Source organism: Streptomyces sp. B6B3, assembly GCF_039871525.1.
Classification (GTDB): Bacteria; Actinomycetota; Actinomycetes; order Streptomycetales; family Streptomycetaceae; genus Streptomyces.
In genome coordinates, this window is record NZ_JBDPLU010000008.1 from 182,762 (window position 1) to 205,273 (window position 22,512).

The following is a 22,512-nucleotide window of genomic DNA, read 5'->3' on the forward strand; positions in this document are numbered from 1 at the left end:
AGAAAATCTCACTGGTGCTCACTGGCCCTCGTCGGCGATTCTGGTCAGATGATCACAACAGGTGCGGTGGCCGGCGTCGCAGCAGTCGCTCTCGGGATGGTCCTGACGCCCGGGCCCAACATGATCTACCTCGTGTCGCGGAGCATCACCCAGGGCCGATGGGCCGGGCTGGTGTCGCTGTCGGGCGTGGCGCTCGGCTTCCTCATCTACCTGACCGCGGCGAACCTCGGCCTCTCGGTCGTCTTCACCGTCGTCCCCGGCCTGTACCTCACGGTCAAACTGGCCGGCGCCTGCTACCTCGCGTGGCTGGCCTGGCAGGCGCTGCGACCGGGCGGGGTGTCGGCCTTCGCCCGGCAGGAGATGCCGGCCGAGTCGCCCCGCCGACTGTTCACCATGGGCCTGATGACCTGCCTGCTCAACCCGAAGATCGCCCTCATGTACCTGTCCCTCATCCCCCAGTTCGTGGACCCCGAGGCGGGGCACGTGATGGCCCAGGGCTTCCTCCTCGGCAGCGTCCAGGTGGTCATCGGGGTCGGCGTGAACGGGCTGTTCGTGCTGGCCGCCGGCGCGATCGCGGTGTTCCTCGGGCGGCGCCCCGGCTGGCTGCGCGCCCAGCGGTACGTCATGGGCACCGTCCTCGGCGGCCTGGCCGTGCACCTGGCCACGGACAACTCCCAGCCCGCCAGGGCCTGAGCCGGCTGCGCGCGACTCGGAGAAATCCGGTTGTCACGGGGACCCGCGGTTCGCGAACATTCCCGCCGATGAGCACCGTACGCATGCACGCCGACGAGGTCGCGACCGACGCCGACCTCGTACGCCGCCTGCTCACACGGCAGTTCCCGCGGTGGGCGGCGTTGCCCGTCGCCCTCGTCGAGTCCTACGGCACCGACCACGACATCTACCGGCTCGGCGACCACCTGGTGGCCCGGCTGCCGCGCATCGGGTGGGCCACCGCCCAGGCCGCGAAGGAGGCCGAGTGGCTCCCGCGGCTGGCGCCGCACCTGCCGCTCGCCGTGCCCGTGCCGGTGGCCCAGGGGAAGCCGGACGAGGACTACCCGTTCGTCTGGTCCGTCCACGAATGGCTGCCGGGTGCCAACGCCAACGGCACCCTCCACGACCTGGACCAGGCCGCTGTGGACCTCGCCGGGTTCGTGCGGGCGCTGCGCCGGTGCGACACGGCGGGCGCGCCCCCGCGCCCGCCCGGGGCCCGCGGCGGACCGCTCGCGGAGGGCGACGAGGGCGTGCGGCGCGCGATCGCCCGGCTCGGCGACCGCATCGACAGAGCCGCCGCCCTCCGCTCCTGGGAGGAGTCGCTGTCCGCCCCCGCATGGGACGGCGCCGAGACCTGGCTGCACGGCGACCTGCTCCCCGGCAACCTCATCGTCGTCGACGGCCGGCTGTCCGCGGTCATCGACTTCGGCACCCTCAACGTCGGCGACCCGGCCTGCGACCTGCAACCGGCCTGGAACGTCTTCACCGGCCCCAGCCGCGCCCGCTTCCGGGCCGAACTCCGGGTGGACGACGCCTCCTGGCTCCGCGGCCGCGGCTGGGCCCTCCGCCAGGCCGTCGAGGCCCTCCCCTACTACTGGCACACCAACCCCGGCATGATCCGCCAGGCCTCCCACGCCCTCGCGGAGATCCTGTCCGACTCCACCTGACAGCAGGCGACGGCGTCACTCCCCGAACAGGCTGTCCTGCACGTACTGGACGACCCGCCGCTCTGGGTAGAACAATCCGAGCAGCATGAACGTTCTCGGATGCGCCGCGATGTTGCCGACGAAGAAGTGGACAGCTCGGTCAGACGTGAAGATCCGGTCATACCAGCGCTCCCGCAGCTTGTCCCGCACGTCCCGTGACCCGTAGGTACGCAGGAACCTGCGATACGACTGTCCGGCCTCCCAGTCCTTGAGTGCCATGTCGTGACCGGCGCACCTCCTGTCCGCGCAGCGGAAGCTGTATCGAAAGTCCAGCGGCACCCATTCCAGACGGCTTAAATCCTGGTCGAACAGGTCGAGTTGATCGGCCAGTGCCGCTTTGGACGCGGACCAGGGATCAGCCGGCTCAAGCCTGAAACGCGAGACCTCGTGGGGTTGGAAGAGACCGAGTGAGGTTCCACGCTGCTCCTGATCCCTCTTGATGGCGCACAGCGACGGCGCGAGCAGGGGCTCGACGTACCTGTAACGCTGTTTCCACCCGTCGTCCGGCGGCACCTTCCCCACGACCCGCAGGGTCTTGAGATCCGGCCGAAGGCTCTCAGGACGGGGGTCACGCTCCGGACGGTGGCGCTCGACGTCAACCTCAATGATCGAGTACTTCGAGAACTGAACATCCTCACCGAGGAGCCGAAAGGGAACAGGAAAGAGCCGTACGTGCCGAGGCGCTCCGTCATCCAGGCGTATGCCGGCCACGCAGCTGGTCTCGCGATATTTGTTGGACAGCTCGGGATACGTCTTGACCGTGATCATGATCCGAGCGCGCTGTCGCTTTCCGGACGCTCGTTCCGCCATCGCCACCCCCACGGATAGTGCTCTCGATCCGATTGGACGAGGGGCGTGTACCGCGCGCAAGGGCGCACAAGGGCGCGGGCAGGAGCGAGGGTGCGAAGTCAGATAAGAGGGGTGACCGGCACGGCGACCCGCCTGCAGACGTTCTCCAGTACCACCTGACGGTGACACTGGCTCTCGTCCTTCTCGAAACACAGCACCGCGACTCGCGACTGCGCGGCGCTCTCGGCGAGGCGGTCGAGGTCGGACTGGGCAGCATCGGAGCGCAGGACACTACGAAACCGTGCTCTGCCGACATCCAGGCGACCGTCCCAGAACGGCGCCCGGTTGTCCTTGGGGTTCCCCAGGTTCTTGAGATGGGTGTACTCGATTCCCGCCTCGGCCAACGCCAGTCCGAGGCGAGTCTTGCTGAAGCCTGGCTTGCGGCTGATCGGAGTGAGCCGTACGTCGGCCACGACATCAATGCGACAGTCGCGGAGCGACGCGACGAACGAGCGGATGTCTCTCCCCTCATATCCGGCAGACCAGAGCCCGGGAGCGGCGCTCGTGTCCCGGAAGAGATCATCGAGGGAGACTCCAAGAGTCTCTGCGAGCGAACCCACGGTGAAGAAGCCCGGCTGGCTTGCTCCGCCGACTTCCAACCGGCCGAGTGTCCCGATGCTGACGCCCGCTTCCTCAGCGAGCTCCTCACGCGTCAGCCCGCGTGCCTCACGAAACGCACGTAGCTGCCGGGCGAGGGCGCGAATGTGGTGACGGGAACGCACTGAGTGATGGGCCGCCATAAGGGGGATCCTAGTCCCGATGTCGCCCGGTGATCCGTCGTTGCCCGAGACAGCCGTGCAGGCTTCCACGCTGATGAAGCGGGAGAGGACCTGGGTAGTCTTCTCCGTTCTGGGACGCGACGGGGGCGGGGCGCGGTGGACGGGATGTCGGATGGAGGGGCGGGCGGCGGGGCAGCGGAGGCGCCGACCGCGCCGTTCAGACAACGGGTGCGCGTGCTGATCGAGGTCGTCGACGATGACGACGAACTCGCCCTCGCCCGAGCCGTCCTGCAACAACGCGGCTGGCCGGTGCGCGAGCCCTCGCCGGACGAGGCGCCCGAACTCCCCGGCGGCACGCGCCGGCCGCTCGTCGTAGAGATCCGGCTCAACGGCGCCCGGTGGCGGGCCGAACGAGCCGCGAAGGGCGTCGTCGAGACCCTGGCCGACAGGTACAAGCTCGCCCTCTGGGTCCGTGACGCCGCCCTCCTCACCCTGCCGCCCGAGGACCGCACCACCTACCACGTGATCCGTCGCGGCGGCGGAGGCCCGTTCCACCGCCTCTGGGCCAGGCTGGGCGGGCGGGACACCCACCGCCTGGTGCGGCTGCCCACCTCCCTCACCCGGGAGGCCGTGGAACGCGAACTCCACGAACGCCACCTCGGCGGCCACCGCTTCTCCGCCACCGACCACGACCTCCTGCCCGCCCCGCCCGACACCGAGGAGGAGGCGGCCCGGCGGGCCAGGGACCCCGTCTCACCGCCGGAGGTGCTGCGCTTCACCGCCGCGCTGCTCGGCGCGTTGGCCAGCGGTTACGCCCTGCGTCACGTCTCGGGACCGCTGCTCGCCGTTCCCGTCGCGATCCTTCTCCTGTCCGCCGCCGTCTTCACGACGTTGCCCTGGCGGGAGCCGCTGCGGCCGGTCGGGCGGATCGGCGTGGGGGCGGCGTTCGCCGGCGGCCTCGCGCTCCTCGGCTGGCTGCTGGCCGACTCCGGGCAGGAACTCGGTCCCGACGGCCGCACGTTCTCCTGGCTGCTGGGCGGGCTGCTCCTGTTCGGCCTGCCCGGCACCTACCTCGCGCTCCGCCAGACCTGGTTCTCCCGGAACGCCGGCTGGCTCCTACCGGTCGCCATCCCGGTGGCCGGGTCCATGGTCGCCTGGCTGGGCCGGCTGATGCGGGCCGTCTACCTGGACGCGTTCGGCATCCCGTCCGGCTCCGTGCACTCAGCCGAGGGCCTCTGGGACTACGCCGCCGCCGCTCGCTCGCTGGCCGTCGCGTTCGGCTTCGTCCTCTTTTTCGTCGGCGTGCTGGGCTGGGCGCGCCACGCCTACCTCGCGCTGGGCGGCAACCGCCTCTTCGCCGTCCTCAGCACGCTGATCCTCTCGCTGGTCTTCGCCCTCACCGCCGTCCTGCTCGGCATCTACGAGGCCGACACCACCGCCCGCGACGCGATGGCCGAGGCCCGCGGGGGAGACAACCCCGCCTCCTACTTCGGCCTCCAGGGCCGCCTGACCTGCGTGCTCCCGGTCGCCGACACCGCGATTCCCGTCGAGAACGGACCCGTCCCCACCGGCCATCCGGTCCTCTCCTTCGGCAGTTCCGAGGACTGGATCTGGCTCTGGGACCCCGAACGCGACTCCGCCCCCACCACCTTCGCGGTTCGCCGCGAGGACGTCCGCCTCCTCACCCCGGACGACGCGGGCTGCCCCGCCTCGTAGCACGCGGGTGGGCGTCAGCGGCGGCGCACCCGCAGCAGGCGGGCCCTCGCCTTCAGCAGCCAGGGCACGAGGACGTAGATCACGACCGGTACCACGACGGCCGTGACGCAGAGCAGGCGAAGCGGCCCCGAGACGCCGCCCGCCACCGGGGAGAGCAGCGCCTTGACGGCGAGGATGGACGGGTAGACGGCGAGCCAGGTGATCAGCACTCGCACATGCACGGACGGTGGGGCGAGCGGGGCGACGCCGGCGGAGGCGTCCGGACAGGTCTTGCCGGTCAACTGGGGCATTCGGTCCTCACTTCACGTTCACGTCCGAAGAGCGCTGCGGCTTGACGGTAGCCAACCAACTAGTTGGATGTCAACCATCCAGTTGGTTGGTGAACGTCCTCGCCGTACGCTGGGCCCATGCACCAGGACCCGACGGACACCAGGCACCGGCTGCTCGCCGCCGCCAAGGAGGAGTTCGCCGCGCACGGCATCGCCGGCGCCCGCGTGGACCGCATCGCCGCCTTGGCGGGCGTCAACAAGGAGCGCATCTACGGCTACTTCACCAACAAGCAGAAGCTCTTCGACCGCGTCGTCGACCAGGCGCTCGACGAACTCAGCGACGCGGTCCCCCTGGAACCGGGCAACGACCCCGCCGAGTACGTGGGCCGGGTCTACGACTTCCACCGCGCCAACCCCACCCTGGTGCGCCTCTTCCTCTGGGAGGCCCTGCACTACCGCGACGGCCTGCTGCCGAACGAGGCGCGGCGCGCCACTCGCTACGAGCAGAAGGTCGCCGCCCTCGCCGAAACCTTCGGCACCAAGGCGTCACCACAGGTCGCCGCCTGCCTGCTCAGCCTGATCGGGCTGGCCGCGTGGCCCAACGCGGTGCCTCAGATGGCCCGGCTCATCCTCGGCAGCGCCGCACCGGAGGCCGACCTGCGTTCCTACGTCGTCGAGTTCACCCGCCGGGCCCTGACCGACACCCTCCCGACCCCAACCGACGCCTGTACCGGAAACTGCTCCGACCCGTGATCGCGAAGGGTGCCGAAGCGATGGACGTGATCTTCTCGGATGATCGGAAGGGCGGCCGCGCGATGGGCTGACCGGATGCGGTTGGCCCCCTGTTTGGCCCCCCCGGGCATGAAAGAGGCCACCTACTCAATTGAGTAGGTGGCCTCTGACGTGCGTCGGGGTGGCGGGATTTGAACCCACGACCTCTTCGTCCCGAACGAAGCGCGCTGCCAAGCTGCGCCACACCCCGGTGCCGTGGGCTGGCCACGGCGATGACTACTCTAGCCGACCGTCTGGCGTACGGGAAATCTGGTTTTGGCGGGGGAGCAGGGTGAGCAGGGTGGCCTCCGGGGGGCAGGCGAAGCGGACCGGGGTGAAGCGGTTGGTGCCGCAGCCGGCGGAGACGTGGAGGTGGGCCTGGTTCGGGCCGGCGGTGTGGGTGGAGAGGCCCTTGACGCGCTCGGGGTCGATGTCGCAGTTGGTGACCAGGGCGCCGTAGAACGGGATGCACAGCTGGCCGCCGTGGGTGTGTCCGGCCAGGATCAGCGGGTAGCCGTCGGCGGTGAAGGCGTCGAGCACGCGGAGGTACGGGGCGTGCACCACGGCGAGGGAGAGGTCGGCGTCCGGTTCGGGGCCGCCGGCGACCTCGTCGTAGCGGTCGCGGCGGATGTGCGGGTCGTCGAGCCCGGTCAGGGCGATCTCGGTCTGGCCGGCCTTGACCCGGCCGCGGGCGTTGGTGAGGTTGGCCCAGCCGGCCGCGTCGAACGCGTCGCGCAGCTGCCACCACGGGTTGCGCGGCACCTGCTGAGCCGGGGTGTTGCCGTTCAGCCCGTGCTTGCCGCTGGCGCGCTCCACCAGGTAACGGGCCGGGTTGCGGAAGACCGGCGCGTAGTAGTCGTTGGAGCCGAAGACGTACGCCCCGGGGAACTCCAGCAGCGGCCCGAGGGCGTCGAGGACCTCGGGGACGGCGTCGGGGTCGGAGAGGTTGTCCCCGGTGTTGATCACCAGGTCGGGGTGCAGCCCGGCGAGCGAGTGCAGCCAGCGCTGCTTCTTGCGCTGGCCCCGGACCATGTGGATGTCCGAGACGTGCAGCACGCGGAGCGGCTCCCGTCCTGGTGGGAGCACGGGGACGGCCACCCGCCGCAGCCGGAAGGAGCGGACCTCGATGCCCGCCGCGTAGCCGACGGCCGCGGTGGTGAGGGCGGTCAGGGCCAACGGGATGCCGTATCGGGCGCGCATGCGCCCCATCGTTGCAGATGGCCGAGGGGGCCGGCATCCGCTCCCGTCTCATGCGTCACACCTGCTGCCACAATGGTGCGCATGACCACGTTGAAGGCCCGGATCCACGACGACCTGACGACGGCGATCAAGGCGCGCGACGAGCTGCGCTCCGCGACGCTGCGGATGACGCTGGCGGCGATCACCACGGAGGAGGTGGCGGGCAAGACGGCCCGTGAGCTCTCCGACGACGAGGTGCTGAAGGTGATCACCCGGGAGGCGAAGAAGCGTCGGGAGGCGGCGGAGGCGTTCGACAAGGGCGGCCGGGCCGAGCAGGCGGAACGGGAGCGGGCGGAGGGCGTGGTGCTCGCTGAGTACCTGCCGCAGCAGCTTTCTGACGAGGAGTTGGACGCGCTGGTCGCCGAGTCGGTGGCCGAGGCGCGGGCGGGTGGCGCGGAGGGGCCGCGGGCCATGGGCGCGGTGATGAAGATCGTCGGGCCGAAGGTCGCGGGTCGGGCGGAGGGCGGCCGGGTCGCCGGCTCCGTGAAGCGGGCCCTTTCCCAGGGGTAGCCGGGGTAGTCGAAGCCGACGTAGGCGGTGCTGGGCCGGTCATGCCGGCCCAGCACCGCCGACATCGGTCGGGAGGGCTTCGGGGGCGGCGCCGTGCTGCGGCCTCCGGCCTGAGCGCCGCGTTCCCAGGGCACCGGAGGCTGTCGCTCCGCGGGCCGTCCGTGCGGGCGGCCGTGGCAGAGCGGTCGAGTGGGACCATCCCGGCCCGCCGGTGCGGGCCGGAGCCCTGTCGGGAGGCCGGCGGCGCCGCGCCGGTCAGATGTCGGGGGTCAGACGCCGCGGGTCAGACGTCGGGGGTCACGGCCAGGGGTAGACGTCGTCGTCGTTTCCGCCGCCGCCGTTGCCGTTTCCGTTGCCCGGGTCCCAGTCGTCCAAGTCGTCCCAGTCGTCCGGCAGGTCGTCGAAGTCGGGCAGGTCGGGCCCGTCGTCCTCCGGCTCGTCGTCGTCGGTGCCGCGCGGCACGTCGACCGGGTTGAACGTGGTCGCCGGCACGTCCACCAGCGCCTCGGTCATCGCCTGGCTCCAGATCGGCCCGGCGACCCCGGCCCCGCTGGCCTCCTCGAAGTACACGTCGCCGATCGTGACGTCGACCATCGGCTGCAGCGACTCGACGCCGCCGACCCGCACCGCCGTGGACAGCTCCGGGGTGTAGCCGACGAACCACACGTTCTTGCGGTTGTCCGAGGTGCCGGTCTTCCCCGCGTTGTCCCGGTCGGTGAGGCCGACCGCCTGGCCGGTGCCGTCCTGGACGACGCCCTGGAGCATCATGTTGATCGTGTCCGCGGTGTGCGTGGACATCACCTGCCGGCAGTCCGGCTCCGGCGCGCCGAGGCGCTCGCCCTCGGAGTCGGTGACCCCGGTGATGGACATCGGCTCGCAGTAGGTGCCGCGGTTGGCGAACGCGGCGTACGCGGTGGCCATCATCAGCGGCGTGGTCTCCTGGGCGCCCAGCGTGACCGAGGGGTTGGCCTCGAGCGCGTCGTCGTTGCCCCGGGTCACGCCGAGGCTCGCCGCCATCTCTATGGTCTCGCAGAGGCCGACCTCGCGCTCCAGGTTGGCGAAGTAGGTGTTGATCGACTGGGCGAGCGCCGAGGTCATGTCCCAGGTGCCGGTCTCGCTCTCCAGCTCGTTCTGCACGTCCCACTCGGCGTTCGTGTCCGAACCGCGCGGTTCGCCCTCGCAGTCCAGGTAGTCGGCCATCGGGAAGGTTTCCTCGTACCCGGTGGTGTACTCCTGGGCCGGGGAGATGCCCTGCTCCAACGCGGCCGCCGCGGTGAAGGGCTTGAACGTCGAGCCCGGCTGGAAGCCGTCGGTGCTGCCGCCCATGCCGGCCGAGACGTTGAGGTTCAGCACCGTCTGGCCCTGCGTGGCGTCGTTGCCGTACGGGCGGCTCTGCGCCATGGAGAGGATGTGTCCGGTGCCCGGCTGGACCTGGACGACCGCGGCGGCCACCTCGTCGTCGGCGTTGACGTGGTCCTCGGCCGCCCGGACGGCGGCCTGCTGGGCCTGCGGGTCGAGCGTGGTCTGGATGGTGAGGCCGCCGAGCGCCCAGATCGCCTCGCGGTCGTCCCGGGTCTCCCCGAAGGCCGGGTTGCTGAGGAACTCCTCGCGCACGTAGTCGCAGAAGAAGCCGGCGTCGCCGACCGCGGTGATGCAGCCGTTGCTCGGGTCGCTGATGTCCAGGCCGAGGTCCAGCTCCTTGGCCTCGTCGGCCTCCCGCTGGGTGATGTCGTCGGTGTTGACCATGGCCTGGAGCACCGTGTTGCGCCGCTCGATGGCACCCTCGGGGTTGGCCACCGGGTCCCACTGGGAGGGGGACTGCACGATCCCGGCGAGCAGCGCCGCCTCGTGCAGTTCGAGCTCGCTGGCGGGCTTGGAGAAGTACTGCTGGGCGGCCGCCTCGACGCCGTACGCCTGCTGGCCGAAGTACGTGATGTTCAGGTAGTTCTCGAGGATCTGGTCCTTGGTGAGCTGCTGCTCCAGCTCTATCGCGTACTTCATCTCGCGGATCTTGCGGCCCAGGCCGCCGGCACCCGACTGGTCGGTGGCCTCGGCGATCGCCTCCTGGTCGTCGCCCGCGGCCTCGACGAAGACGTTCTTCACGTACTGCTGGGTCAGGGTCGAGGCGCCCTCGGCGACGCCGCCGGCCTCGATATTGTTGTTCAGCGCGCGGAGGATGCCGTGCAGGTCGACGGCGCCGTGCTCGTAGAAACGGGCGTCCTCGATGGCGACGATGGCCTGCCGCATGTTCTCCGACATCTCGTCCAGCGGGATGACGGTGCGGTTCCGGTCGTAGACGTCGGCGATCTTGTTGCCCTCGGCGTCCAGGATGGTGGTCACCTGGCTCAGCGGTGGCCGCTTCATCATCGCCGGGATCTCGTCGAACCCCTGGGCGGTGCCCTTGGCCGCCAGCCCGAGGGCGCCTATCGCCGGCAGCGCGAGCCCGGCCAGCACCCCTCCGGCCAGCACGCTGACCCCGAGGAACCTGGCTACCTGCCCCGTCGTGCTCAGCCCGCGACCCTGACGCGTTCTACCCATGCCGCCCAGCCTACGTTCTCAAACGCCAGACAGGGGGGCAGGTGTTCGCCTACCCTGGTGACCCGTTCACACTTCTGCGCCGGGGCACCGCATTGCCGCGCTTCCATCACTCGGTCGAGTGACCTGCGGTGACGCCATAGTCCGAACGGGCCATTCAAGATTAGACCCACTGGGGGTGTTGCGCCCCCGCTGCCTTCCGTAACGTCCTCAACTGGCAAGGGTGAGAGTGAATATGCCACTTGCCGCCGTGGGGGAGCCTCGATTCGGGAGAGGACGGCACCGGCATGAGCTGGGTTATCGACTGGTCCGCGCACGCGGCCTGCCGTGAGACGGATCCGGATGAACTGTTCGTACAGGGCGCGGCACAGAACCGGGCGAAGGCTGTCTGTCACGGCTGCCCGGTGCGCACCGAGTGTCTCGCGGACGCGCTGGACAGCAGGGTGGAGTTCGGTGTCTGGGGTGGCATGACGGAGCGCGAACGGCGCGCTCTGCTGCGCCGACGACCCACGGTCACCTCGTGGCGCCACCTGCTGGAGACGGCGCGCAGCGAGTACGAGAGTGGTGGGCCGCGCGGTGAGCGCCGCCGAGGCGGTGAGCTGGCGGAGTTCGTGGAGGACTACGACGTGGCAGACGGCTGGGCGGCCGCGGGGCCGCTGGCCGCGGGCTGAACCGGACGCGGCCGGCTTCGGTCGGCCGGCTTCGGTACGGCGTCGGCACGCGCCAGAACGTGCGCCGGCGTGCGGCGCCCAGGGGTGCCTTGCCGTGCCCGCGTGCCGCGGGCACGGTGGTGTGCGCTCCGCGCGGGTCCGTGCTGACGCGCGCGGGCGGCGACCGGGGCGGCCCGGTCCGTGGCCCACGCGGGCGCGAGCACGCGCGCCGCGCGGTGGTGCAGTGGTGTCGTGGTGCGTTATGGCTGGTCCGGGCGGGCCAGACGCTCGCCGATGGCGCGCAGTCCGTCCAGATCGTGCACGTCGCCGGGCAGGGCGGCGACCTCCACCACCGGCACTTCGGGATGCACGGCGCTGAAGCGGGCGCGCATGCGCGCCTCACGAGCCACCTGCCGCATGCGATCGGCGTGCACGCGCAGCAGACCAGCAGCCAGCGCCTGGCACTCCGCGTCGTCCAGGGGCGCCTGCTCGTCCGCGTCGGCCGGTGAGCTGGGTTCGGGAGAGCGGCCGAGCGACGAGCCCGCGGCTGGACCGGATGAACTGTCGGCCGGGCTCTGGCTGTTGTGATTGTTCCGAGTGGCAGTCTGCCCCTCGTGAAGATCCACAATGCCGCCGTCCACAAGATTCTTTACGTCCGGCCCTCCGCTGTCGCCCTCACCTGCCCCGTTGGTTCCGTTGGCTCCGTGGGCCCCGCCGTTCCCACCGTTTCCGCCGTTTCCCGTGCCGGTCAGCATCTCCGCCGCCGCGAGCGCGCGTTCCGCGCTGAGCCGGCCCGCGGCCGAGGCGTGCACCCGGTTGAGCACCAGCCCGGCCAGCGGCATCCGGTCGTCGGCCAGCCGCTCCACGAAGAACGCCGCCTCGCGCAGCGCGTCCTGTTCGGGCGCGGCGACCACCAGGAACGCCGTGCCGGGCGCCTGGAGCAGCCGGTAGGTCGCGTCCGCCCGGGTGCGGAAGCCGCCGAACATCGTGTCCATGGCGGCCACGAACGTCTGCACGTCGCGCAGCAGCGCCGTGCCGAGCACCTTGCCGAGCGAGCCGGCGAAGAGCGAAAGACCCGCCATGCCCAGGTTCATCACCTTCCGGCCGGCCCGGCCGCCGGCCTTGGCCGGCGCCATCAGCACCCGGATGAACCGTCCGTCGAGGAACGAGCCCAGGCGCTGCGGCGCGTCCAGGAAGTCCAGCGCGGAACGGCTCGGCGGGGTGTCCACCACGATCAGGTCCCAGGGCGCGTCCTCGCGGGCGGCGAGCTGGCCGAGCTTCTCCATGGCCATGTACTCCTGGGTGCCGGCGAAGCCGGCGGAGAGCGCCTGGTAGAAGGGGTTGTCCAGGATGGCGCGGGCCCGCGCGGGCTCCGCGTGCGCCTCGACGATCTCGTCGAAGGTGCGCTTCATGTCGAGCATCATGGCGAACAGCTCGCCACCGCCAGACGCCTCACCCCCCGGCCCGTCACTGCCAGACCCGCCACCGCCGGACGCCGAACCCGACCCCGACCCCGACCCGGAGCCGGCTATGCCGGGCACCGGACGCGGCGTGTTGTCCAGTTCGGTCAGCCCCATCGACTGCGCCAGCCGGCGCGCCGGGTCGATGGTCAGCACCACCACCCGCCGCCCCCGCTCCGCGGCCCGCAGGCCCAGCGCGGCGGCCGTGGTCGTCTTGCCCACCCCGCCGGCGCCGCAGCAGACCACGATGCGGGTCCCCGGGTCGTCCAGCAGCCGGTCCACGGCCAGCCGCGGCGGCTCGCCGATGCCGGCGGACGCGTCGTCCTCGATCAACCCCACGAGATCACCACCCTCCGCGCACCCCCGCGCGCCCTCACCACTCCAGCTCCCGTAGCCGGCGGGCCAGCCGGTACAGGCCGGCCAGGTCCACGCCCTCGGCGAGCAGCGGCAGCTCCCTGACCGGCAGCTCGAGCCCGTCGAGCGCCCGCCGCTGGGCGCGCTCCAACGCGCGCCGCTGCCCGTACTCCCGGCCCTCCGCCAGCAGCGGCGGCACCAGCCGCGCCGGGGCCCGCAGCCCGGCCCGCCCGAACGCCCGCGCCAGCGCGTCGGGGTCCGGGGCCCCGCTGTCCTCCCCGGGGAACTCGACGCCCACCGGCGGGCGCACCATGTTCACCACCACGCTCCCGACGGGCAACCGCACGCCGCGCAGTTCGGCGACGCCGTCGGCGGTCTCCTGCACCGGCATCTCCTCCAGCAGCGTGACCAGATGCACCGCCGTCTCGGCCGACTTCAGCACCCGCATCACCGCCTGCGCCTGGTGATGGATCGGCCCCACCCTGGCGAGCCCGGCCACCTCCTCGTTGACGCCGAGGAAGCGGGCGATCCGTCCGGTCGGCGGGGCGTCGAGCACCACCGCGTCGTACGCCCACGCGCCGTCCGCCGCGCGCCGCCGCACCGCCTCGCAGGCCTTGCCGGTGAGCAGCACGTCGCGCAGCCCGGGCGCGACAGTGGTGGCGAAGTCGATCGCGCCGATCCGCCGCAGCGCCCGTCCGGCGCCCCCGAGCTTGTAGAACATCTGCAGGTAGTCGAGGAGCGCCAGCTCCGCGTCGATCGCCAGGGCGTACACCTCGCCGCCACCGGGGCCGATGGCGATGCGGCGCTCCTCGTACGGCAGCGCCTCGGTCTCGAACACCTGGGCTATGCCCTGCCGCCCCTCCACCTCGACGAGGAGGGTGCGTCGCCCCTCCTCCGCGAGCGCCAGTGCGAGTGCCGCGGCCACCGTGGTCTTGCCGGTGCCGCCCTTGCCGCTGATCACGTGCAGCCGGCGCGCTGGGGGCACCTCCCTCCTGTGGGGGACCGACCTGTCAGGCACCCCGCTCACCCCTCTTCTCCCGGCTCACCCTGGCGAGCCTACGACTAGAGTCGGGACCATGACGAAGTGGGAATACGTGACCGTGCCGCTGCTCGTGCACACCACCAAGCAGATCCTGGACAACTGGGGTGAGGACGGCTGGGAGTTGGTCCAGGTCATCCCCGGGCCGAACCCGGAGCAGCTGGTGGCGTACTTCAAGCGTGAGAAGCAGCAGCCGTGAGTGGGCGGAGCGCCGTGGAGGCGAGGCTGGCGGAACTGGGCCTGACGCTTCCCGAGGTGGTCACCCCGGGAGGGGCGTACGTGCCGGCCCTGCGCACCGGCCGTTACGTGTACACCGCGGGGCAGGTGCCGATGGTGGAGGGCGTGCTGCCGGCGGTCGGCAAGGTCGGGGCCGAGGTCTCGCCCGAGCGGGCCAAGGAGCTCGCGGCGATCTGCGCGCTGAACGCGCTGGCCGCCGTGAAGTCCGTGATCGGCGACCTGGACCGGATCGAGCGGGTGGTGAAGGTGCTCGGCTTCGTCGCCTCGGCTCCCGATTTCACCGCCCAGCCGCAGGTGATCAACGGGGCCAGCGAGCTGCTCGGCGAGGTGCTGGGCGAGCGCGGCCGGCACGCGCGCAGCGCGGTCGGCGTGGCGGTGCTGCCGCTGGACTCGCCGGTCGAGGTGGAGATGCAGGTCGAGATCCGTGGGGAAGCCGACGATGACTGAGCCGTCGGCCGGGTCCGCGCCGCCGCCCGAGGGCCAGGCGTCGCCGGTCCCCGACTGGGAGAAGCGTTTCCGGGCGCCCCGGGTCTCGTTGCCGCAGTGGGCCGAGGACGCGCCGGACCGTTCGCTGTTCATCTCGAACGTGACGGGCACCTTCGAGCTGTACGCCTGGGACCGGTCGAGCGGGAAGCAGCGGCAGGCCACCGAGCGCCCCAACGGCACGGTGCACGGCGGGCTCTCCCCGGACGGCGAGTGGATCTGGTGGTTCGCGGACACCGACGGCGACGAGTTCGGCGTGTGGCTGCGGCAGCCGTTCCACGGCGGTCCCGACGAGCCGGCGGTGCCCGGCGTCGAGGCGTCGTATCCGGCCGGCCTGGCGCTGGGCCGGGACGGGACCGTGGCGATCGGCCGGACGACCGAGGAGGACGGCACCACGATCCATGTGGCGCCGCCCGGCGGCGAGCCCGTGGAGATCTACCGGCACCGGCAGTCGGCCGGCGTGGGCGACCTGTCCTGGGACGGCACGCTGCTGGCCATCGAGCACACCGAGCACGGCGACGCCATGCACTCGGCGGTGCGGGTGACCAGGCCTGACGGCACGCTGGTGGCGGAGCTGGACGACACCGAGGGCGGCACCCGGGAGCTGGGCCTGAGCGTGCTCGGCTTCGCGCCGGTGGCCGGCGACTCGCGGCTGCTGGTCGGGCACCAGCGGCGCGGCCGCTGGGAGCCGATGATCTGGGACCCGCTGACCGGCGCGGTGACCGAGCTGGACCTCGGCCTGCCGGGCGACACGCACGCGCAGTGGTACCACGACGGTGGCGCGCTGCTGATCAGCCACGCCTACCGGGCGCGCAGCGAGCTGTGGCGTTACGAGCTGGGCGGCGCGCCCGCCGGAGAGTGGGGCAACGACCGGCTGAACCGGGTGGACACCCCGGCCGGCACGATCTCCGGCGCCACCGCCCGGCCCGACGGCACGGTGGAGTTCCTGTGGTCCTCGGCCGCCGAACCGCCGCAGGTGCGCTCCACCACGGGCGACCTCGTGCTGCAACCGCCCGGGCTCCGTGCCCCCGCCTCGGTGCCGATCAGCGACCTGTGGGTGGACGGTCCGGGCGGCACCATCCACGCGCTGCTCCAGAAGCCGGCGGGCGAGGGCCCGTTCCCGACCGTCTTCGACATTCACGGCGGACCGACCGCGCACGACACCGATGCCTTCGCCGCCGGGCCGGCGGCCTGGGTGGACCACGGTTTCGCCGTCGTCCGGGTCAACTACCGCGGCTCCACCGGATACGGCCGGGCCTGGACGGACGCCCTGAAGCACCGCATCGGCCTGATCGAGTTGGAGGACATCGCCGCGGTGCGCGACTGGTGCGTGGCGAACAAGGTGGCTGACCCCGAGCGACTGGTGCTCACCGGCGGCTCCTGGGGCGGGTACCTGACGCTGCTCGGGCTCGGCACCCAGCCGGACGCCTGGACGGTCGGCGTGGCGGCGGTGCCGGTGGCGGACTACGTCACGGCGTACCACGACGAGATGGAGGCGCTGAAGGCGCTGGACCGCACGCTGTTGGGCGGCACCCCGGAGGAGCAGCCCGAGCGCTGGCGCGCCTCGTCGCCCATCACGTACGTCGACGAGGTGCGGGCGCCGGTGCACATCTCGGCGGGCATGAACGACCCGCGCTGCCCCATCCGGCAGATCGAGAACTACGTGGAGCGGCTGGGGGCGCGCGGCGCCGAGCACGAGGTGTACCGGTACGACGCCGGGCACGGCTCGCTGGTGGTGGAGGAGCGGATCAAGCAGGTGGCGATGGAGATTCGCTTCGCGCTCCGGCACCTGCCGGCTCCGCCGGCTGGCTGACCGGCTCCGCGGCGGCCGCCGGCGAGGCGGTCGAAGGCCCGTCTGCCTGCTTCGAGAGTGCCTGCGGGGAGGCGGCCCGCTGCGGGTCTGCCTGCTGCGAGGTGGTCTGCCGGGAACCTGCTGGCTGCGATGCGGCCCGCTGCGGGTCTGCCGGTGGGGCGTCTGCTCGCTGCGGGTGTGCCGGCCGTGGGGTGGTCGGTGGCTCGTCGACCGGCAGGCCCAGCGCCGCGTCCCGCCGGGTCTCCACCTCGCGCCGGAACAGCCGGTACCACATGAAGACGGCGAAGGCGGCGAAGACGAACCATTCGGCCGTGTACCCCAGGTTCTGGAACGCGTCGGCGTCGAGCCCGGTCCCGGCCGGCGCCGTGGGCGGCACGGCGGTCAGCGGCGCGGTCGCGTCGCTGACCGTCAGCCAGCCGTCCAGCACCGGGTACGGCAGCACGTTGATCAACGACGCGGCGGAGATCACGCCCAGCTGCCCGGCGGGCAGCGCGGTCGGCGCGTTCACACTCGCGGGTGATTCGGCGGCCTGGAGCGCGCCGACCACGGTCACCTCGCCGCCCGGCGGCTCCGGCGCCCGGTTCGGCTCGGCCGCCCCGGGCAGCCAGCCGCGCACCACGGGCACGGCGGGACCGCCGTCCGCCGGCCGGAGCATGGTCAGCAGATAGCTCCCCGGCCGGCCGTCGAGCAGCCGGTTCGGCACCAGCAGCTGCCGCTCGGCGTCGTACGTCCCGGTCACCGTGGCCCGTTCGCCGGCGGTCTCGGTGGTCACCGGCAGCAGCTCGGCCAGCGGCCGGGCCGGTCCCGTGTCCTCGGCCGTCCGCTGTGCCTCCCGGTGGTTGTCCACCTGGTCCTCGAAGCGGCCCAGCTGCCAGGTGCCGGCGACCAGGCAGACCGGGATCGACAGCACCACGAAGAGGTTGATCGCCCACCAGCGGGGCGTCAGCAGGAACCGGTACACGCGCCCCACGGTACTGGCCCGCGCCGACACCGTCGGCGCCGGCTCAGGGGGACTCGGCTCAGGAGGTCTCCGCCTCCAGCACGCCCGTCCGGTACACGGTGCCGGTGCACACGCCCGCCAGCGGCACCTGCGCGGCCTCCGGCTCGCCCGCCGACGGGGTGTACCGCAGCACCACGCCGTCGTCGGTCTCGCCGGTCCCACCGTCGGTGGTGCCGCCGTCGCCGTTGTCACCGTTGTCGCCGGACTCGCCCTCGGAGTCGCCGCCGTTGCCGTTCTCGCCGTTGTCGCCCGTGTCGCCACCGGTGCCGCTGTTGTCGCCCTCCGAGCCCTCGGCGGTGCCGCCGGTGTCCCCGGCGTCCGAGAGGGCCGCCGGCTCGTCGGTGCCCACCACCGGCTCGGTCGGGTCGGTCGAGGGGTCGGACACGGTACAGCCCCCGCTCCCCGCCTCCGCCTCGGGGACGTACGCGAACTGCACCTCGTAGCCCGTGCCGGGCGCCAGGATCAGCTCCTGGTACGACTCGTCGGGGGTCGGCAGGCCCTCCGCGCGGTCGCCCTCGGTGCGGTCGATGATCTGCACGTCGGCGCTGTCCGTCTCGCCGAGCGGAAGCGCCACCAGCTCGCCGGTGCCGTCGATCCGGCACGCCTCGTCGGAGATGTTCGCCATCCGGATCGCGCCGTAGATCCGCCCCTCGGCGTCCGGTTCGTGCGTCACCGTCTCGGCGTCACCCAGCTGCGAGCGGGTACAGGTGGGCGAGGTGGCGCCGAGCGACTCCCAGCTGTCCATCACGTCCCCGTCGCCGGACTGGTCGCCGCCGCCCGGGGTGCTCGACTCGTCGCCGGTGCCACCGTCGGCGCTCTGCTCGGGGTACGGCGTCTCGCCGCCGCCCGTGTCGTACATGTCCGGCTCGTCGGGGGAGTTGCCCTCCACCACGGTGCCGTTCTCGCCGAGGTAGCCGTGCTCGTCCGCGCCGACGGCCTCGCCCTCGCCGCCGCTCAACCGGGCGGCCGAGGTGACCATCAGCGGCATCCCCACGCCCAGCAGCACCACCGAGGCCGCGGCGCCGAGCAGCAGCTGCCGGTGGCGGCGCCGGCGCGCGGGGACGGCGACCCTGAGGTGCTCCAGGGAGTCGGGGGACGGCTCTATCGGCCGGACGGTGTCGCGCAGCAGGCGGCGCAGGATCTCCTCGCCGTCGTCCTGCTCGTTCCAGTCGGCCTGGGCCAGGAAGTCGGGGTCCAGGGGATCGGGGGGGTACGGGTAACCGTCCTCCGGTCCCTCCGGCTCGCGCCGGAAGCCGGGATCGCGGTCGTTCATTGGGCGGCCTCCATGGCGACGCGGAGCGCCGCGATGCCGCGTGAGCCGTACGCCTTGACCGAGCCGGCCGAGATACCGAGGGTGCTGGCGACCTCGGCCTCGCTCATGTCGGCGAAATAGCGCAGCACGAGCACCTCGCGCTGGCGGCGTTGCAGCCCTCGCATCGCCTTGATCAGGTCGGCCCGCTCCAACTGCTCGTAGGCGCCTTCCTCGGCGCTGGCCGCGTCCGGCATGGGGCGGGAGAGCAGCTTCAGCCCGAGTATGCGGCGACGCAGGGTGGAGCGGGACAGGTTCACGACGGTCTGCCGGAGGTACGCGAGCGTCTTCTCCGGTTCGCGCACGCGGCTACGTGCGGCGTGCACACGGATGAACGCCTCCTGCACCACGTCCTCGCAGGAGGCTGTGTCGTCGAGCAGCAGAGCGGCCAGGCCCAACAACGAGCGGTAGTGGGCCCGGTAGGTCTCGGTGAGGAAATCCACCGTGGTGCCTTCAACCCCCTCGGCGATGCCCTCGACCGTCGCTCCGCCGTCCGCATCGTCGCCCAGCGGGCGGACACGGGTTGGTTGGGAGGCCGGCACGGGGGCGATCACCGGCATGCCCCCGCCACGCGGTTCGTCCCGATGTGAGGACGAGCCGGGGCGCGGGAGGCGTCGCCGCGTGGGCGCTGCCGCGAGATCGAGGACTTCTGCCACGCCAGTTGGACACGCTTTCCCCCGGAAAGGTTGTATGGCGCGGGTAGATTGCCGGTTGGGGAGCCATACGACCTCATGCCTACCGCCTCACCCCGATGGTCCCGGTCATGGTTGCGCCCTCACGCCTCCGGAGGAGTTGTGAGGACGCCCCGCGCGCCGCAGTTGGTTCCGCCGAGTCCTGGTTGCTCTCCAGAATCCATGCGGTCGTGGGGAGTTGAAATCGTCCCCCGCAGAATCCACTCAGGGCAAGCTGTACCGTCGTACGAACAGGTCACGAAACCTTCACATTTGCCGAGGAGGGCTGAGCGGGGTCAGCGGCCGGTGCCTCCGTAGACGACGGCCTCGTCGTTTTCGCTGTCCAGACCGAACGCGGTGTGCACCGCGCGCACCGCCTCGTTGACGTCGTCCTGCCGGGTCACCACCGAGATGCGGATTTCAGAGGTCGAGATCAGCTCGACGTTCACGCCGGCGCCCGCGAGCGCCTCGAAGAACGTCGCCGCCACCCCGGGGTTCGTCTTCATCCCCGCGCCGACCAGCGAGATCTTGGCGATCTGGTCGTCGAAGCGCAGCGCCTCGAAGCCGATGTCGGACCGCTGCCGCTCCAGCGCGCCGATCACCCGGCGGCCCTCGTCCTTTGGCATCGTGAACGAGATGTCGGTCAGGCCGGTCGCGGCGGCCGACACGTTCTGCACCACCATGTCGATGTTGATCTCGGCGTCCGCGATGGCACGGAAGATCTTGGCGGCCTCACCCGGCTTGTCGGGCACGCCGACGACCGTGACCTTGGCCTCGGACGTGTCGTGCGCGACCCCGGAGATGATTGCCTGCTCCACCGGCTGGCTCCCTTGCGGTTCGTTGCTGACCCAGGTCCCCTTCAGGCCGGAGAAGGACGACCGGACGTGAATCGGGATGTTGTAGCGGCGCGCGTACTCCACGCAGCGGTGCAGCAGCACCTTGGAACCGGAGCTCGCCAGCTCCAGCATGTCCTCGAAGGCGATCCAGTCGATCTTCCTGGCCTTCCGCACCACCCGCGGGTCGGCGGTGAAGACGCCGTCGACGTCGGTGTAGATCTCGCAGACCTCGGCGTCCAGCGCCGCGGCCAGCGCCACGGCCGTGGTGTCCGAACCGCCACGCCCCAGCGTGGTGATGTCCTTGCTGCTCTGCGAGACGCCCTGGAAGCCGGCGACGATCGCGATGTTCCCCTTGTCCACCGAGGACTGGATGCGGCCGGGCGTGACGTCGATGATCCGGGCCCGGTTGTGCACCGAGTCGGTGATCACGCCCGCCTGGCTGCCGGTGAACGACTGGGCGGCGTGCCCCAGGGCCTTGATCGCCATCGCCAGCAGCGCCATGGAGATCCGCTCGCCGGCGGTCAGCAGCATGTCCATCTCGCGACCGGCCGCTACCGGTGACACCTCGGCGGCGAGGTCGATCAGCTCGTCGGTGGTGTCACCCATCGCCGAGACGACGACCACCACCTGGTGCCCGTTCTTCTTCGCCTCCACGATCCGCTTGGCGACCCGCTTGATGCCCTCGGCGTCGGCGACGGAGGAGCCGCCGTACTTCTGCACGACCAGGCCCACGTCTGCTCGCTCCCGTCTCTCTCACTCTCCGTGGTCACATTGCGACCACGACCGGACAAAGTCTACCGAGCGGAACCGTCGCCTCCGCCCCTTCCCAGCGTCGAACCCTGCCCGGTCAGTCCCCGAGCACACGGAACGGGCGGCAAACGTAACCAGGCTCACAGCAGGCCCACCGGTTCCACGGTCGGGCCCGGCCGGCTCCGGAGGGACGGACGGAGGGCATCTACGATGGCGAGTGGGGATGGTACGGGCCGGGCGATCCGGGCGAGGAGGCCGCACGATGACCGAACGCAAGCCACCCGGAGTGAACTTCGAGTCGTGGGTGGACCGGCAGATCCGGGAGGCGGCCGAGCGCGGCGCGTTCGACAACCTGTCCGGGACCGGCAAGCCGCTGGCCGACGACACCATGCCCTACGACGAGAACTGGTGGCTCAGGTCGAAGCTGGAGCGCGAGAACGTCTCCGCGCTGCCGCCGACCCTCCAGCTCCGCAAGGATGCCGAGGACGCCCTGGCGGCGGCCCGGGAGGCGCCGTCCGAGCGCCGCGTGCGGGAGATCCTGGAGGAGGTCAACGAACGGATCCGCGAGGCGATCCGGCGACCGCCGGGGGGCCCGCCGCTGAACCTCACGCCGTTCGACGTGGCGCGTGTCGTCGCCGAATGGCGCGAAGCGCGGGGACGCTCCGCGGGCTAGGGTTCCGCGGGCCGGGGCTCGGCAGGGTGGGCTCGGCAGGGTGGGGGTGGAGCGGGCGGCGCGTTCGGCGCGGCGCCGGGCGGTGCCGCTTTCTGGCAGCGCGGCGCCGCAGGGCGCGCGGCCGTGCGTGCCCACGCGCCTCAGGCGAACCGACGGATGCGGGACAGGCCCGTGCGGGCGAGGCGGCGTGTCGCGTGCGCGCCGTGTGCTCAGGAGCCGCCGGACTTCAGGCCCAGCGGGGTGGCGATCTCGGCCTCCATGACCCGTCCCGCCTGGCGTTCCAGATCGTCGCTCTCGGCCGCGCTGTCCGTGTCAAGACCGTCCAGCTCGGCCAGCGGCGTGTCCAGCCGGACGTGCGCCACCAGCGACTGCAACGCCCGGAGCGTCGCGCTCGCCGTCGGGCCCCAGTTCGTCAGGTACGAGAACTGCCACCACCACAGCGCCTCGGTGACCCGCCCCTCGCGGTAGTGGGCCATGCCGTGCCGCAGGTCGGTGATGATGTCCGCGAGGTCGTCGGAGATACGGGACGCCACCGGCGTGCTGCGCGGCACGTACGGGTCGAAGACCTCCGAGTAGACGTCCACCGGCTCCAGCAGCCCCGCGAGCCGCTCGCGCATCTCGTCCATGTCCGGCTCCGGGCCGGTGTCCGGCTCGTACCGCTCCTCGGGAACGATGTCCTCGTGCGCGCCGAGCCGCCCGCCCGCCAGCAGCACCTGGGAGACCTGAAGGAGCAGGTAGGGGACCGCGCTGTCCGGGTCGTCGCCCGTGGCGACCTCCGCGACCGCCACCGTGAACGCGTCGATCTGGTCGGCGATCTGCACGGCGAAGCTGTCGGGACCGTCCGCGCTCAGGTCGGACGCCACCGGCGCCTGCCGGGCGCCCTCCGTGGCGGCGTCAGTGTCGGTGGTCGCGCCGTTGTCGGACATCACGCT

22 protein-coding genes and 1 tRNA gene are annotated in these 22,512 nt (G+C 71.8%); 10 read left to right on the forward strand and 13 right to left on the reverse strand.

Translation table 11 applies throughout. The features are described 5' to 3' along the window. Positions 1-48 precede the first annotated feature (48 nt). Together ABGB06_RS18725 and ABGB06_RS18730 are read left to right on the forward strand one after the other, a co-directional pair. Positions 49-693 carry a LysE family translocator gene (locus ABGB06_RS18725; protein ID WP_347590765.1) on the forward strand — a complete coding sequence of 215 codons (645 nt, stop codon included), beginning with the start codon at positions 49-51 and terminating at the stop codon, positions 691-693. Between the two features lie 68 nt (positions 694-761). After that, positions 762-1,658, forward strand: a complete 897-nt coding sequence (locus ABGB06_RS18730) for an aminoglycoside phosphotransferase family protein (protein ID WP_347590767.1) — start codon at positions 762-764, stop codon at positions 1,656-1,658. A gap of 15 nt (positions 1,659-1,673) precedes the next feature. Here ABGB06_RS18730 and ABGB06_RS18735 read toward each other — a convergent pair whose 3' ends face one another. Together ABGB06_RS18735 and ABGB06_RS18740 are read right to left on the reverse strand one after the other, a co-directional pair. Then, positions 1,674-2,465, reverse strand: a complete 792-nt coding sequence (locus ABGB06_RS18735) for a hypothetical protein (protein ID WP_347590769.1) — start codon at positions 2,463-2,465, stop codon at positions 1,674-1,676. Positions 2,466-2,605: 140 nt separating this feature from the next. After that, the gene (locus ABGB06_RS18740; RefSeq protein WP_347590771.1) at positions 2,606-3,286 is read right to left on the reverse strand and encodes a DUF488 family protein; all 681 of its coding nucleotides are present in this window, start codon (positions 3,284-3,286) and stop codon (positions 2,606-2,608) included. A 144-nt stretch (positions 3,287-3,430) separates the two neighbouring features. Between ABGB06_RS18740 and ABGB06_RS18745 the strand changes: the two genes are divergently transcribed. Continuing rightward, complete coding sequence (locus ABGB06_RS18745; RefSeq protein ID WP_347590773.1) at positions 3,431-4,981, forward strand: hypothetical protein; 1,551 nt, start codon at positions 3,431-3,433, stop codon at positions 4,979-4,981. A 14-nt stretch (positions 4,982-4,995) separates the two neighbouring features. Here the strand turns inward: ABGB06_RS18745 and ABGB06_RS18750 are convergent, their stop codons facing one another. Continuing rightward, positions 4,996-5,271, reverse strand: coding sequence for a hypothetical protein (locus ABGB06_RS18750; protein WP_347590775.1), 276 nt, complete (start codon positions 5,269-5,271; stop codon positions 4,996-4,998). A 117-nt stretch (positions 5,272-5,388) separates the two neighbouring features. Between ABGB06_RS18750 and ABGB06_RS18755 the strand changes: the two genes are divergently transcribed. Beyond that, a complete protein-coding gene (locus ABGB06_RS18755) occupies positions 5,389-6,003 on the forward strand; it encodes a TetR/AcrR family transcriptional regulator (protein WP_347590777.1) in 615 nt (204 codons plus the stop codon). A 155-nt stretch (positions 6,004-6,158) separates the two neighbouring features. Here the strand turns inward: ABGB06_RS18755 and ABGB06_RS18760 are convergent. Both ABGB06_RS18760 and ABGB06_RS18765 read right to left on the reverse strand, forming a co-directional pair. Next, a tRNA-Pro gene (locus tag ABGB06_RS18760) sits at positions 6,159-6,232 on the reverse strand. 26 nt (positions 6,233-6,258) lie between these two features. Beyond that, complete coding sequence (locus ABGB06_RS18765) at positions 6,259-7,221, reverse strand: metallophosphoesterase (protein WP_347590779.1); 963 nt, start codon at positions 7,219-7,221, stop codon at positions 6,259-6,261. Between the two features lie 81 nt (positions 7,222-7,302). On the opposite strand from ABGB06_RS18765, the gene ABGB06_RS18770 reads away from it, so the two are divergent. Beyond that, positions 7,303-7,770, forward strand: a complete 468-nt coding sequence (locus ABGB06_RS18770) for a GatB/YqeY domain-containing protein (protein ID WP_347590781.1) — start codon at positions 7,303-7,305, stop codon at positions 7,768-7,770. A gap of 297 nt (positions 7,771-8,067) precedes the next feature. On the opposite strand, the gene ABGB06_RS18775 is transcribed toward ABGB06_RS18770, so the two are convergent. Further along, complete coding sequence (locus ABGB06_RS18775; RefSeq protein WP_347590783.1) at positions 8,068-10,308, reverse strand: transglycosylase domain-containing protein; 2,241 nt, start codon at positions 10,306-10,308, stop codon at positions 8,068-8,070. Positions 10,309-10,592: 284 nt separating this feature from the next. On the opposite strand from ABGB06_RS18775, the gene ABGB06_RS18780 reads away from it, so the two are divergent. Further along, positions 10,593-10,976, forward strand: a complete 384-nt coding sequence (locus ABGB06_RS18780; RefSeq protein WP_347590785.1) for a WhiB family transcriptional regulator — start codon at positions 10,593-10,595, stop codon at positions 10,974-10,976. 239 nt (positions 10,977-11,215) lie between these two features. On the opposite strand, the gene ABGB06_RS18785 is transcribed toward ABGB06_RS18780, so the two are convergent. Both ABGB06_RS18785 and ABGB06_RS18790 read right to left on the reverse strand, forming a co-directional pair. Then, positions 11,216-12,754: an ArsA family ATPase gene (locus ABGB06_RS18785; RefSeq protein WP_347590787.1), complete on the reverse strand. Its 1,539-nt coding sequence runs from the start codon at positions 12,752-12,754 to the stop codon at positions 11,216-11,218. Positions 12,755-12,788: 34 nt separating this feature from the next. Beyond that, positions 12,789-13,754, reverse strand: coding sequence for an ArsA-related P-loop ATPase (locus tag ABGB06_RS18790; protein ID WP_347590789.1), 966 nt, complete (start codon positions 13,752-13,754; stop codon positions 12,789-12,791). A 91-nt stretch (positions 13,755-13,845) separates the two neighbouring features. Here ABGB06_RS18790 and ABGB06_RS18795 point away from each other — a divergent pair, with 91 nt between their 5' ends. The 3 genes from ABGB06_RS18795 to ABGB06_RS18805 are packed head-to-tail and all read left to right on the forward strand — an operon-like array spanning position 13,846 to position 16,341. After that, positions 13,846-14,007: a DUF4177 domain-containing protein gene (locus ABGB06_RS18795; protein ID WP_347590790.1), complete on the forward strand. Its 162-nt coding sequence runs from the start codon at positions 13,846-13,848 to the stop codon at positions 14,005-14,007. Further along, positions 14,004-14,492: a RidA family protein gene (locus ABGB06_RS18800; protein ID WP_347590792.1), complete on the forward strand. Its 489-nt coding sequence runs from the start codon at positions 14,004-14,006 to the stop codon at positions 14,490-14,492. Before ABGB06_RS18795 ends, ABGB06_RS18800 begins: the two co-directional genes overlap by 4 nt. Then, entirely contained in the window at positions 14,485-16,341 is a 1,857-nt protein-coding gene (locus tag ABGB06_RS18805; protein WP_347590794.1) for a prolyl oligopeptidase family serine peptidase, read from the forward strand. The genes ABGB06_RS18800 and ABGB06_RS18805 overlap by 8 nt, the downstream gene beginning before the upstream one ends. On the opposite strand, the gene ABGB06_RS18810 is transcribed toward ABGB06_RS18805, so the two are convergent. The 4 genes from ABGB06_RS18810 to ABGB06_RS18825 all read right to left on the reverse strand — a co-directional run bounded on the left by ABGB06_RS18810 (position 16,277) and on the right by ABGB06_RS18825 (position 20,889). Beyond that, positions 16,277-17,302 carry an SURF1 family cytochrome oxidase biogenesis protein gene (locus tag ABGB06_RS18810; protein WP_347590796.1) on the reverse strand — a complete coding sequence of 342 codons (1,026 nt, stop codon included), beginning with the start codon at positions 17,300-17,302 and terminating at the stop codon, positions 16,277-16,279. The genes ABGB06_RS18805 and ABGB06_RS18810 overlap by 65 nt on opposite strands. Positions 17,303-17,360: 58 nt before the next feature. After that, positions 17,361-18,614 (reverse strand): hypothetical protein, encoded by a 1,254-nt coding sequence (locus ABGB06_RS18815; protein WP_347590798.1) that lies wholly within the window; start codon positions 18,612-18,614, stop codon positions 17,361-17,363. Beyond that, a complete protein-coding gene (locus ABGB06_RS18820) occupies positions 18,611-19,210 on the reverse strand; it encodes a SigE family RNA polymerase sigma factor (protein WP_347590800.1) in 600 nt (199 codons plus the stop codon). The genes ABGB06_RS18815 and ABGB06_RS18820 overlap by 4 nt, the downstream gene beginning before the upstream one ends. Positions 19,211-19,617: 407 nt before the next feature. After that, positions 19,618-20,889, reverse strand: a complete 1,272-nt coding sequence (locus tag ABGB06_RS18825; protein WP_347590802.1) for an aspartate kinase — start codon at positions 20,887-20,889, stop codon at positions 19,618-19,620. A gap of 280 nt (positions 20,890-21,169) precedes the next feature. Between ABGB06_RS18825 and ABGB06_RS18830 the strand changes: the two genes are divergently transcribed. Beyond that, on the forward strand, positions 21,170-21,580 hold the full coding sequence (locus ABGB06_RS18830; RefSeq protein WP_347590804.1) for a DUF1992 domain-containing protein: 411 nt from the start codon (positions 21,170-21,172) through the stop codon (positions 21,578-21,580). Between the two features lie 209 nt (positions 21,581-21,789). Here ABGB06_RS18830 and ABGB06_RS18835 read toward each other — a convergent pair whose 3' ends face one another. Then, positions 21,790-22,506, reverse strand: a complete 717-nt coding sequence (locus tag ABGB06_RS18835) for a DUF5063 domain-containing protein (RefSeq protein ID WP_347590806.1) — start codon at positions 22,504-22,506, stop codon at positions 21,790-21,792. Positions 22,507-22,512: the final 6 nt, after the last annotated feature.

Coding starts and splice junctions, on each gene's coding strand:
- ABGB06_RS18750 (WP_347590775.1), bottom strand. CDS start 5,271: ATGCCCCAGTTGACCGGCAAGACCTGTCCGGACGCCTCCGCCGGCGTC.
- ABGB06_RS18780 (WP_347590785.1), top strand. CDS start 10,593: ATGAGCTGGGTTATCGACTGGTCCGCGCACGCGGCCTGCCGTGAGACG.
- ABGB06_RS18730 (WP_347590767.1), top strand. CDS start 762: ATGAGCACCGTACGCATGCACGCCGACGAGGTCGCGACCGACGCCGAC.
- ABGB06_RS18770 (WP_347590781.1), top strand. CDS start 7,303: ATGACCACGTTGAAGGCCCGGATCCACGACGACCTGACGACGGCGATC.
- ABGB06_RS18765 (WP_347590779.1), bottom strand. CDS start 7,221: ATGCGCGCCCGATACGGCATCCCGTTGGCCCTGACCGCCCTCACCACC.
- ABGB06_RS18795 (WP_347590790.1), top strand. CDS start 13,846: ATGACGAAGTGGGAATACGTGACCGTGCCGCTGCTCGTGCACACCACC.
- ABGB06_RS18835 (WP_347590806.1), bottom strand. CDS start 22,506: ATGTCCGACAACGGCGCGACCACCGACACTGACGCCGCCACGGAGGGC.
- ABGB06_RS18820 (WP_347590800.1), bottom strand. CDS start 19,210: ATGCCGGTGATCGCCCCCGTGCCGGCCTCCCAACCAACCCGTGTCCGC.
- ABGB06_RS18805 (WP_347590794.1), top strand. CDS start 14,485: ATGACTGAGCCGTCGGCCGGGTCCGCGCCGCCGCCCGAGGGCCAGGCG.
- ABGB06_RS18775 (WP_347590783.1), bottom strand. CDS start 10,308: ATGGGTAGAACGCGTCAGGGTCGCGGGCTGAGCACGACGGGGCAGGTA.
- ABGB06_RS18815 (WP_347590798.1), bottom strand. CDS start 18,614: ATGAACGACCGCGATCCCGGCTTCCGGCGCGAGCCGGAGGGACCGGAG.
- ABGB06_RS18735 (WP_347590769.1), bottom strand. CDS start 2,465: ATGATCACGGTCAAGACGTATCCCGAGCTGTCCAACAAATATCGCGAG.
- ABGB06_RS18725 (WP_347590765.1), top strand. CDS start 49: ATGATCACAACAGGTGCGGTGGCCGGCGTCGCAGCAGTCGCTCTCGGG.
- ABGB06_RS18740 (WP_347590771.1), bottom strand. CDS start 3,286: ATGGCGGCCCATCACTCAGTGCGTTCCCGTCACCACATTCGCGCCCTC.
- ABGB06_RS18830 (WP_347590804.1), top strand. CDS start 21,170: ATGACCGAACGCAAGCCACCCGGAGTGAACTTCGAGTCGTGGGTGGAC.
- ABGB06_RS18755 (WP_347590777.1), top strand. CDS start 5,389: ATGCACCAGGACCCGACGGACACCAGGCACCGGCTGCTCGCCGCCGCC.
- ABGB06_RS18745 (WP_347590773.1), top strand. CDS start 3,431: ATGTCGGATGGAGGGGCGGGCGGCGGGGCAGCGGAGGCGCCGACCGCG.